The sequence below is a fragment of the Rhodococcus sp. NPDC127593 genome (assembly GCF_042671975.1).
Taxonomy (GTDB): domain Bacteria; phylum Actinomycetota; class Actinomycetes; order Mycobacteriales; family Mycobacteriaceae; genus Rhodococcus_F.
Genome location: NZ_JBHXWI010000030.1, coordinates 115,780 through 126,430, shown reverse-complemented (window position 1 = coordinate 126,430; position 10,651 = coordinate 115,780). Strand labels below are relative to the sequence as shown.

Genomic DNA, 10,651 nt, shown 5'->3' with positions numbered 1-10,651 from the left:
CAGATTTTCGCGTTCCAGACACCCTACACCGCTCTGACCTGCGCCTTCATTCCGCGGCAGGCACGAAAATGCCTACGAACTGCGGAAGTCCGGACCGAGATCGATCATCATCGCACCTTCCGGTCGGCCGAGCTGTTGTACGTTGTGTCCGCACGCCCGTGGTCGACGACGCTGCACGGTGATTCGAACGGATGACACCGCAGCGTTCTGGTCATTTTTGTCGGTACTCCTCGAGAAGTCGCCGACCGATGATCATCCTCTGAATGTCCGCGGTGCCTTCACCGATGAGGAGCATCGGTGCTTCGCGGTACAGTCGCTCGATCTCGTACTCCTTGGCGAACCCGTACCCACCGTGGATCCGGAAGGCATCCTCGACCACCTCCTTGCAGGACTCGGCGGCGAGGTACTTGGCCATCCCTGCCTCCAGATCGTTGCGGTTGCCGAGATCCTTGATCCGCGCGGCACGCACCACCATCTGGTGGGCGGCCTGGACTTTCGTTCCCATCTCGGCGAGGCGGAACAACACGGCCTGGTGATCGGCGATCCGCTTACCGAACGTCTCGCGTTGCTGGGCGTAGCTGATCCCGAGCTCGAACGCCCGGTTGGCCACACCGACGGCGCGGGCGGCGACGTTGACCCGGCCTACCTCCACCCCGTCCATCATCTGGTAGAAGCCGTTGCCGGGTTCCTTGCCGAGGATCTGCGTGGCGGCGACTTTGTGGTTGTCGAAAATGAGTTCGGTGGTGTCGACGCCCTTGTAGCCCATCTTCTCGATCTTTCCGGGGATGGTGATTCCGGGCGCTGTTTCACCGAATCCGGGTTCCTTCTCGATCAGGAAGGTGGTCAGGTTCTGGTGGCGCTTCGGTCGCCCCTCATCGGTGCGGACGAGAACGGCGACGAGGTTCGCAGAAGCGCCGTTGGTCAGCCACATCTTCTGACCGTTGATGAGGTAGGTGTCGTCGTCCTGCCTGGTGGCCTTGGTCTTGATGGCGGCGACGTCCGAACCGAGGCCGGGCTCGGACATCGAGAAGGCACCTCGGATCTCACCGGTCGCCATCCGGGGCAGGTATCTCTGTTTCTGCTCTTCGGTTCCGTGTTGCTGCAGCATGTAGGCGACGATGAAGTGGGTGTTGACGATCCCGGAGACACTCATCCACCCGCGGGCGATTTCTTCGACCACCAGGGCATAGGTGAGAAGTGACTCGCCGAGGCCGCCGTATTCCTCCGGGATGGTGAGGCCGAAGATGCCGAGTTCTTTCATCTCCTCGACAATGGCGGTGGGGTATTCGTCCTTGTGCTCGAGTTCGGTGGCGACCGGCAGGATCTTGTCCCGGACAAATCGTCGAACGGTGTCCAGAATCTGCTCCTGGACATCGGTGAGATCATCGGTCTCACACAGTTTCGGCATGGGTGGGTCCTTCCGTGTATTCACTTTGCCCCGTCCTCGTGGACGCAGGTGCTCGCGAGGAGGGGCAGTGACCGTGTTGTTCGATAGGGTGCGTCGGCGACCGAAGCGTCAGGTCGCGAAAGAATTTGGGTGGAACCGATAACGCCGCCGCTACGCCTCGAGTTCCTCGAAGATGACTTCGTCGGCGAACAGCTGCTTGATGCGGACCTCGTCGTACACTTCTCCGGCAACTTCGCGGGTGTGCTGGCCAATCTTGGGGGCGGGCCCGGGCCGTTCGGGTCGCTGCCCACCGAACCTCCACGGGGGCCTGACCAAGGCGATTCCGTCCTTCTCGGGTTCGATGAGGTCGAGCCAGTCCACCTGCGGGTGCTCGATGAATCCGCCCATCGTCAGCACCGGGGAGAAGGGAACGTCGGCCGCCGTGAGGCGCTGCTCCCAATACTGCGCGGGCTTGCCGATGAATTCCGCTTCGACGATTTCGACGAGTTCGAAGTAGTGCTGGACGCGGAGTGCGAACGTGAGGAAGCGCGGGTCGTCGGAGAGGTCCTGCCGATCCAACGCTTCGAGGAAGCAGAGCCAGAATTTCTGAGAGGACGAGAGATGGATGGCGATGTTCTCCCCGGTCGAGGTCGCGAGGCAGAAGTTCTGGGCCTGGGGGTGTCGGCTCTGCCGGGTCGGCTCCTGATGATCCTTGTCGAAATACTGAGTGAGAGCCTCGATGGTCAGAGTGCTCACCGCTTCCATGAGCGAGGTCTCGACACGCTGGCCCGCGCCCGTGCTCGCACGTCCGACGAGCGCAGCCAGGATCCCCGTTGCCGTCGTCAGGCCGGTGATCAGGTCCGCCACGCAGGTACCGGACAGTTGCGGCGAGCCCGCATCGCTCAGCACCGAATACAGTCCGCCGACCGCCTGACCGATCGTGTCGTAGGCCGGTCGCTGCGCGAGAGGCCCACCAGGCCCGAACCCGGTGACGGAGGCATACACCAAGGCGGGAGCGAGCGCGGAACAGTGGTCTGGACCCAAGCCGAGCGCAGTGGCCTTCCCCGGGCGCATGTTCTCGAGGACGACGTCGAACCGCGGGACCAGGGCCTCGACGAGCTGCAGCCCAGCAGGATTCTTCAGGTTCACCCCGAGGCTGCGCTTGCCGGCGTTGTACTGCCGGAAGAACGGGCTTCGGTCGTTTTGCTGGAAACGGTACGCGTCCCCCCCGCCCGCGTTCTCGACCTTGACCACATCTGCGCCCAACGCGCACAGAAGCGAGCTCGCGTAGGGCGCGGAGATGTAGCCTCCGAGCTCCAGGACGCGGATGTTCTCGAGCGGCTTGTGCTGCATTCGTCACCTCGTTCAATACGGGTCTCACCGACGGTGGAACCTCGCTCCGGTCACATCACCATATATGAGTCACATTATATATTATCGTAAGTCGATCTGGCTATAGTGCGCCGTCGAACAGGAGTTCCCAGTTCAGCCCCTATTTCGGCGCGCCGCGGCAGCCGTCGTGGCCGTCGACGACGGGCGCCTGACCGGGTGAGCACTTCGGTGTTTGCCCCGATGCTCGGCGCCTGCGCTGGCTTCCCTCGGCCGCGATCGTGGAGACGGCCAGCGCAACCTGGGTGGCAATGGAGTGAGGCGCCGAGCCGGCGCGGACAAGCTCGGTGTCGATCAGGCGACGGTCTCCGGGCCGCCGTCGTCGTGGGTGACGGACCGAGGGGTGCAAGGGCCTACGCCGTGTAGCGACAAACCGTTCGGTCCGACTGCGGGCAACGATGCCATTTGTGATTCCTATTCCGCCTCAAAGGATCTCGATCGCCGCGCTGGGTCGATCTATTGTCTGCACCGACATTCACTCAACTCTGCAAGATGGTGATGCCGAGCTGCGGGCTTTGCTGGTCGGTGCAGGGCCGATTTCGCGCCTGTGGGGTACTCGCCTCACCCCGGAACGTTCGGCACTGTGTTCAAGGTACCTCTGGATCGATAATGCATGATCGGTGTAGGCTTCGTCGGAAGAAGCGGGCGGCCGCGCCCGAGGAACCGAGGATTTATGGTGTGCGCGTTTACCATCCCTGTCGGTGTTCGTTTGCCGTTGGTGGGCCCGGGGGTGACACCGGAGGGATTGCTGACCATATGCCGGTCCGCCCTCGAACTGGGATTTAGCTCGTTCTGGGTCGGCGACCACGTGGTGCTGCCGGAGTCCACCGCATCGGTCTATCCGCACTCTGAAGACGGGCGACAGCCCTTCCGGGCAGACACGCCGTGGCTCGACCCTCTCGTTCAGCTCGCCTGGCTGGCCGGTCAACTGCCGGAGGCCACGTTCGGGACGAGCGTGCTGATCATGACCTTGCGCAACCCGACGCTACTCGCCAAGCAACTCTCGACGATGTCGTGGCTGACGGGTCGTGGCCTCTCACTCGGGGTGGGTACCGGATGGCTACGTGAGGAATACGACGCGGTCGGGATGCCCTTCGAGAGGCGGGGGAGCCGCGCCAAGACGGACATCGCGCTGATCAGGGAACTGCTGACCCGGGGAAGGCGCGAGTACACCGTGCGTGGCGGCGACGATGAACCGGTGGCGAAGACCTTCACCATGTTGCCCGAGTCGCCGGCACCGGTCGAATTTCTCTGGGGTGGACACAGTCCGCTGGCGATGCGCCTGATCGCCTCGGTCTGCGACGGCTGGCTGCCTGCGAAACAGAGTTTGGGATCCTTGGAGGCGCATCTGGCGCGACTGCGCGCAGCGTGCGACGCTGTCGACCGCGACTTCACCGAGTTGAAACTGATCGTCAAACCCGGTCCCGGGCCCGACCCGGAGTCCGGAGCCATCAACGCCGACAACCTCGAGGTTTATGCGGAGATGGGGTTCCACGAGGCGATTCTCGAGTTGCCGTACGAGCCCGAACTGGCCGGCGCGGTGCGCACGCTCGCACGCGTGGCCGACCGAAGTCGGCTCCGAGCCGAACAAACAATCAATGGGAAGGAATAGATATGACCGACAGCGGGATGTTCGAGAAACTCTTCGACGTCAGCGGCAAAGTGGTTCTGGTGACGGGCGGCAGTCGAGGTATCGGTCTCGCGATCGCCGAGGGATTCGTCAGGTCCGGCGCACGGGTCTACATTTGCGCACGTAACGCCGAGGCCTGCACCTTGGCGGTGAAGGAACTTTCACAGTACGGCGAGGCCATCGCCCTGCCGGCCAATCTCGGCAGCGTCGACGGATGCCGCTCGCTCGCACAAGCGCTGGGAGAGCAAGAGGACCACCTTGACGTGCTCATCAACAATGCTGGTGCGATCTGGGCCGAAACGCTCGCCGAGTACCCGGAATCCGGGTGGGACAAAGTCTTCGACCTGAACGTCAAAGGCTCCTTCTTCCTGATCCAGGCGCTCACCCCACTGCTAGAGGCGGCCGCGTCCCCGGATGATCCTGCCCGGATCATCAACATCGGATCGATCGACGCGTTCCATGTCCCCAAGCACGAGACCTACGCGTACTCGTCCTCGAAGGCGGCGGTCCATCACCTGAGTCGTCACCTCGCCGCGCAGTTGGCACCCCGGTCGATCACGGTGAACGTGATCGCCCCCGGCATGTTCAAGAGCAAGATGCTTGAGGGCACACTGGAACGACGAGGCGAGGAGGCGGTCCTGGCCCCGGTCCCGCTCAAGCGGTTCGTCGCCGAGTCGGACATGGCCGGCACGGCCATTTACCTCGCGTCCCGGGCGGGCGCCTACGTCACCGGTGCGGTCCTGCCGGTCGACGGCGGTACGGCAACCACCCTCTGACACACGGTGAACCGAGGGGTTCGGAGCACGAGCCCCCGGACCCCTCGGCTCTCTCTGGCGGCCTATCGGGCGTGAATTCGCAGTGCCGACCCGTCTCCGTCGAGTCGCGCCCGCACCGCACCGTGTGGTCGGATGAGGCCCTCCTGGGCCACGGACGCCAGCAGCCGTCCATGCGTATCGAACACCTTCCCGTTGGACAGCCCTCGCGCTCCGCCGGCCCAGGCCGACGACTGATCGAAGCGCATCCACTGGTCGGCCTGCACCGAGTCGTGGAACCACATGGAATGGTCGAGGGAAGCCCGCGGCACACCTGGAGCCCAGACGAGGAAGCCGTGTGGAACAAGTGACGCAGAGAGCAGGCCGAGATCGCTCACGTAGGCGAGCACGCACGTGTGCAGGAACGGGTCCGTCGGCAGCGGGCCGCTCGCGCGTATCCAGACATGTTGCAGGCCGGGGGTCTCTGCGCGCTGTTCCTGCGGTCGAGTGTCGCTGGCATACCTGATGTCGAGAGCCTCCCACTCGCGCCGCCAGAATGCCGCCGTGTGCACGTCTGTCGTTTCCATGACATCGGCAAGCGGTGGCGCGTCGTCGTACGACGGCGCTACGGGGCACGACGGCCGATGTTCGAACCCCGGTTCCTCCTTATGGAACGAGGTGGTGGCGTGGAAGATCAGGTCACCATGTTGGCGGGCTGTCACCCGTCGTGAACTGAAGGACCCGCCGTCGCGAAGATTCTCGACCTCGTACACGATAGGGATCTGCGTGTCACCACCGAGCAGGAAATGAGCGTGCAGCGAATGCACCTTCCGGCCTCCTGACACAGTCCTACCTGCGGCCATCAGCGACTGTGCGACGACCTGCCCTCCGTAGACCTTGACCAACTCGGTCGATCGGGCCGGTCTTCCCCGGAAGGTGTTCGGGCCGATCGTGTCGAGGTCGAGAAGGTCGACGATCTCGGTGACTGACTGTGGCATCGGAGTTCCTTTCGGGAACGAACGTGGCCTGGCGGTGTGGGTAGGGCACTACGTTTGCTGATCTGAGTTGTGGATCGCCATCGCGCGGCAGAGACGAACGTCTACCGAGAGGGATACTTCCAGCATGACCCTGATTCTGCATTTACAATTATGTATAATCCTACAGAAGGTGCCGCTGCACGATTTCCTCACAGCAGGGGAGCCGTGATACGCGGATCAGATGCCTCCGAGGGCGATCCTGCCCCCATGCGGTTCCACCGCGAAGGCCACGAGTATCGGGAGGTTTCATGACAGACACAGCTCCAACTCTGGAACGCGCCGTCGCGCAGTTCGTGACGCGTTACAGTTGGAACGATATTGACCCCGCCACGCTCGACGCGGCAAAGGCGCTGATCAAGGACCAGTTCGCGATCCAGATCGGCGCCTCGCAGCTACCATGGTCGAGGATGACGCGTGAGTTTCGAGACCCGCGCCCCGGAAAGGCGCGGATCGTCGGTGAAACAACGCGAGCTGCTGCAGCCGATGCTGCATATCTGAACGCGACCTATGGCCACGGCTTCGAATACGATGACTTCCTCGGCAACGCGCATCCCGGATGTTGCGTCGTGCCAACGGCCTTCGCCATCGGCGAAGAGGTAGGTGCATCGCTGCACGAGACGATCGTGGCGATGGTCGCGGGCTATGAGACCTACGTCCGGATCGGAGCGCTGGCCTCGCCTGCGATCCTCAACGTGGGCTGGCAGCCGCATGCGGTCTTCGCGAACTTCGGTGCCGCCGCGATTGCGGCAAAGCTGTACGGCCTCGACGAGGACAAGACCTTCCACGCCCTCGCCATTGCGCTCAGCCATGCAAGCGGGACGACCGAATATGCCTCGACGGGGGGCTCCATCAAGCGGGTCCATGCCGGGATCGCCGTGCGCAACGGCATCGAGGCCGCGCAACTTGCCCGGGCGGGCGTGACCGGTCCACGTCGCTTTCTGACCGGGGACCGTGGTCTCTATCGAATGTTCGCCCATGCGGACGTCACCGACCAGGCACGTGATTGCTTCCTTCCCGGCGCACCCAATATGCTGCCGGGCCTGTCGTTCAAGCCCTATTGCTGCTGCGCCCTGACTTTCTGCTACATCGAGGCCATGGAGCATTTTCGAGACCGCGCCGACGAGATCGACAGTGTCGTGGCCCGCATCCAGACGATGACCGACAGCGTCGTGGGAACACGAAACGCACAGCTCTACCACCCGCGAAATATTGAAGAATTGCAGTATTCGCTGCCCACGCAGATGGCATTGTCGGCTCTGGGCAAGGGCAATGGCTACGCGACCCACCGTGCGTTTTTGGAAGGGCGACTGGACCTGTCACCCGACTCTGAGGTCATGCAGTTCGCTCGTCGGATCACGCTGGAGGTCGCTACGGATCTCGACGAGAAGTATGAGTTCTTTGTCTCGGATGTGACGGTCCACTTCAAGGATGGGACCAGCGCGCATTATTTCCAGGAGCGCGCCAAGGGCTCGCCGGTGAAGCCCTTCACGGAAGCCGAATTTCAGGAGAAGCTGGATGAGCTGACCGGCGAGGTAATCGGGCGCGATCAAGCCGCGCGGCTTTTCGAGCTTGTCGATACGCTGGACCCGGCCTCCGAGGTTGCCGATCTCACTGTGCTCTTGCAGCCCGGGGCCAGCTCCCCCGCATCACATTCGCCGAACAGCCTTAGCGACGCGCCGGTGTCCTGACAGGGTAGTGGGGCGACGGAGGGCCGTCGCCTCTACCGCGCTGCACGACGAGAGTCTGCAACTAGTCGATCACCCGGCTGAGGAGGTGCGACCGACTACGCGAGGGCCGGCGTGTTCGGCGGCATTCCTGCAGTCGGCCCCGCCGCGGTGCAGCCCCGGGGCACGGGCGGCGGCCGTTTGTTGGCAGATGCGGACGGTGGTCGAGCGGATCGAGACCAGCACCGTCACGGCGGTCTCAACGGTCGTCGCCGCCGCCCGGTGGAGGTTGTGGAGTCACGTTGTCGCTTCCGGCCAGTGACCAGCTCTTCTAGTCGGCGCGGTCAGCCGTCGAGCACCGCCAGGCTCGAGAAACAGGCCGACGAGAAACACCCGAGACGGCACCGTAGCGACTACCGGATGCTCCGTCACCGACGAAGCTCTGTCACGGCCCAGTGCCCGGCGGTTGCCCTGCGATGAGGTCTGATCCTCGGCGCAGGCATGTCCGCGCAGCCGGGCGAATGAGGGGCGCCCGGGTCTGGTCGACGCTGCAGTTTCACGGGACTGCGGGAGGACTGGCGGTGATGGCCGGTCGGGTTATCGGCTCCTGCGACGGTGACCCGCGGAAGGCGACCGCCAGTACCGGCCCTGCGGAGGTGTCGATCGAGTGGGCGGTGAGCCATTGGTCGTCGATCGCAACTGCCGGCAAGAACGTGGTCGATGTCATCGAGATCGGACCCAGGCACCTCCCTCATCGCTGTCCGAACATGCACGATCGAGCGGGACGCTGCCCGGGGGGCGTCCCTAGCTCGGATCGTAGGCATTCGCCGTTTCGGCCGACGGCTGCGATCGCGAGTTGTCGCACCGCGCCGCACCGATCGAGGCACTCGCCGGTCACGCCATCCGTGACCGGGCTTCCGGTGCCGGGAGCCGGCAACTGAACTGCGGCCTGCACACTGTGGCCATCATTGGAGCAGTCGAGACACACCAGCCGCGCGTCCTCACTTTCTCTTCAGATAGCGCAACGCTTCCCATGACGTTTCCTGGCTGCTCAATACGTTGGACACTCGGGTGTCTACCTTCCCGCTGGCCGGCTGCCCTCGTCTGTCAGGCGTACTCGGCTCCCGGAAAGTGGACTGATCCGCGGCGCCGCCCCGACGAAATCGCCGCGGCGGCTTCAGTAGCGATAGCTGCTTTGGCGTGCAGAAGGCGGTTGGTCGGGCCGAAAAGTCAAGGTGCACGTTCGATTCAGATCAGAATGTGAAGCGATGTCATAGATCGGGATCAGCATGATTATCGATTATCGCAAATCCTTGCGCTAGGTTCTCACATAATATATGGTTTGCTCAGTCACTGAGGAGGATTCATGAGACCACTACGTTCTCTGCTGTTCGTGCCCGGTCACCGGGAAAACTGGGTCGACAAGGCGGTGGCGTCCGGTGTGGACGGGCTGATCTTGGACCTGGAGGATTCCGTTCCGTCTCATCTGAAAGCGGAGGGCCGGGCGGCGGCCTCCCGATCGATCACCCGTCTTGCCGAGCCCGGTAATCGGCCGGCGGTGTACGTCCGGCTCAACTCGCTCGACACCGGACTGACCGGAGATGACATCGAGGCCGTGGCCATTCCCGGGCTCGACGGTTTCGTGCTGCCCAAGACGTTCGGCCCCGATGACATTGTTCGATTCGATGCATTGGTCACGCATTTCGAGGCGCGCAACGGCGTCAAAGCGGGGACCATCGAGTTCATTTGCTCATTGGAAACCGCCGAAGCGTATGGGAACTGCGAGAAGATCGCGGTCGCGTCACCTCGGGTGGCGACCCTGTTCGCCGGTACCGCCCGAGATGCGGACGTGTCCCGGTCGATCGGCTTCCAATTCACTCCGGGCGGTCAGGAGACCTTGTACCTGCGTAGCCGGGCGCTGCTGGCGGCCCGCGCCCACGGTCTCGAATTCCCGCTGGTGGGTGTGTGGCAAGATCTCGCCGATCCGGAAGGGGCACGCAACTTCGCAGTACAGAACCGCGAGCTGGGCTTCCGCGGACAGGTCCTCATCCACCCGTCCCACGTCGCGGTGGCGAACGAGGTGTTCAGCCCCTCGAAGTTCGAAGTCGACTTCTACACCGGCATGATCACCGCCTTCGAAGAAGCCGAAGCCGCGGGGGCGGCCGCGGTGCTCTACGAGGGCATGCACATCGACTACGCACACATCAAGACCGCGCGTGGGGTGCTCGAGTATAGCCGCCTCCTCGACGACAACAACCGTTCCGACAGCCAGGGCGACCTGGCCGGCGTCAACTGAACCTGAAAGGGCTTCTCATGCCTGGTCTCTACTTCGAAGAACTCGAACCCGGCGCGGTGATCGAGCACGCCACCCGGCGCACCGTCACCGAAACCGACAACGTCCTGTTCTGCTCCATGACGCTGAATCTCGCACCCCTGCACCTGGACGCGGAATACAGCAAGGACAGCATCTACGGTCAGCGGCTCGTCAACAGCCTCTTCATTCTGGGGCTGGTCACCGGCATCACGGTGCCCGACACCACTCAGGGCACCACACTGGGCAATCTCGGCTTCCAGGAAGTCACCTTCCCCAAGCCAGTCTTTCACGGCGACACCATCCGGGTGCGCACCGAAATCGTCAGCAAACGCGAGTCCAAGAGCCGCGACGACTCCGGCATCGTCTTCTTCCGTCACTACGGCATCAACCAACGCGACGAGGTGGTCTGCGACTGTGCCCGCGCCGGCCTGATGCTCAAGAGGTCGGCCGCCGAGAAGCCCGTCGCCGTCTCCTGACG

The 10,651-nt window shown here is 63.5% G+C and carries 8 protein-coding genes; 5 read left to right on the top strand and 3 right to left on the bottom strand.

Translation table 11 applies throughout. The features are described from left to right. Nucleotides 1-211: 211 nt before the first annotated feature. Both ACFVJ3_RS27015 and ACFVJ3_RS27010 read right to left on the bottom strand, forming a co-directional pair. A complete protein-coding gene (locus tag ACFVJ3_RS27015) occupies nucleotides 212-1,408 on the bottom strand; it encodes an acyl-CoA dehydrogenase family protein (RefSeq protein ID WP_378454975.1) in 1,197 nt (398 codons plus the stop codon). A 150-nt stretch (nucleotides 1,409-1,558) separates the two neighbouring features. Then, nucleotides 1,559-2,740, bottom strand: a complete 1,182-nt coding sequence (locus tag ACFVJ3_RS27010; RefSeq protein ID WP_378454974.1) for a CaiB/BaiF CoA transferase family protein — start codon at nucleotides 2,738-2,740, stop codon at nucleotides 1,559-1,561. A gap of 766 nt (nucleotides 2,741-3,506) precedes the next feature. Between ACFVJ3_RS27010 and ACFVJ3_RS27005 the strand changes: the two genes are divergently transcribed. Further along, nucleotides 3,507-4,388, top strand: a complete 882-nt coding sequence (locus tag ACFVJ3_RS27005; RefSeq protein ID WP_378454973.1) for an LLM class flavin-dependent oxidoreductase — start codon at nucleotides 3,507-3,509, stop codon at nucleotides 4,386-4,388. 2 nt (nucleotides 4,389-4,390) lie between these two features. Continuing rightward, nucleotides 4,391-5,182, top strand: a complete 792-nt coding sequence (locus ACFVJ3_RS27000; RefSeq protein ID WP_378454972.1) for an SDR family oxidoreductase — start codon at nucleotides 4,391-4,393, stop codon at nucleotides 5,180-5,182. Between the two features lie 62 nt (nucleotides 5,183-5,244). Here the strand turns inward: ACFVJ3_RS27000 and ACFVJ3_RS26995 are convergent, their stop codons facing one another. Continuing rightward, the gene (locus tag ACFVJ3_RS26995) at nucleotides 5,245-6,156 is read right to left on the bottom strand and encodes an acyl-CoA thioesterase (RefSeq protein WP_378454971.1); all 912 of its coding nucleotides are present in this window, start codon (nucleotides 6,154-6,156) and stop codon (nucleotides 5,245-5,247) included. A gap of 287 nt (nucleotides 6,157-6,443) precedes the next feature. Here ACFVJ3_RS26995 and ACFVJ3_RS26990 point away from each other — a divergent pair, with 287 nt between their 5' ends. The 3 genes from ACFVJ3_RS26990 (at nucleotide 6,444) to ACFVJ3_RS26980 (ending at nucleotide 10,649) form a co-directional block, all read left to right on the top strand. Then, nucleotides 6,444-7,883, top strand: a complete 1,440-nt coding sequence (locus ACFVJ3_RS26990; protein WP_378454970.1) for an MmgE/PrpD family protein — start codon at nucleotides 6,444-6,446, stop codon at nucleotides 7,881-7,883. Between the two features lie 1,342 nt (nucleotides 7,884-9,225). Beyond that, nucleotides 9,226-10,155 carry an HpcH/HpaI aldolase/citrate lyase family protein gene (locus ACFVJ3_RS26985; protein WP_378454969.1) on the top strand — a complete coding sequence of 310 codons (930 nt, stop codon included), beginning with the start codon at nucleotides 9,226-9,228 and terminating at the stop codon, nucleotides 10,153-10,155. A 17-nt stretch (nucleotides 10,156-10,172) separates the two neighbouring features. Further along, entirely contained in the window at nucleotides 10,173-10,649 is a 477-nt protein-coding gene (locus ACFVJ3_RS26980; RefSeq protein ID WP_276141962.1) for a MaoC family dehydratase, read from the top strand. The last annotated feature ends 2 nt before the right edge of the window (nucleotides 10,650-10,651 follow it).

Coding starts and splice junctions, on each gene's coding strand:
- ACFVJ3_RS27010 (WP_378454974.1), bottom strand. CDS start 2,740: ATGCAGCACAAGCCGCTCGAGAACATCCGCGTCCTGGAGCTCGGAGGC.
- ACFVJ3_RS26995 (WP_378454971.1), bottom strand. CDS start 6,156: ATGCCACAGTCAGTCACCGAGATCGTCGACCTTCTCGACCTCGACACG.
- ACFVJ3_RS26990 (WP_378454970.1), top strand. CDS start 6,444: ATGACAGACACAGCTCCAACTCTGGAACGCGCCGTCGCGCAGTTCGTG.
- ACFVJ3_RS26980 (WP_276141962.1), top strand. CDS start 10,173: ATGCCTGGTCTCTACTTCGAAGAACTCGAACCCGGCGCGGTGATCGAG.
- ACFVJ3_RS26985 (WP_378454969.1), top strand. CDS start 9,226: ATGAGACCACTACGTTCTCTGCTGTTCGTGCCCGGTCACCGGGAAAAC.
- ACFVJ3_RS27000 (WP_378454972.1), top strand. CDS start 4,391: ATGACCGACAGCGGGATGTTCGAGAAACTCTTCGACGTCAGCGGCAAA.
- ACFVJ3_RS27015 (WP_378454975.1), bottom strand. CDS start 1,408: ATGCCGAAACTGTGTGAGACCGATGATCTCACCGATGTCCAGGAGCAG.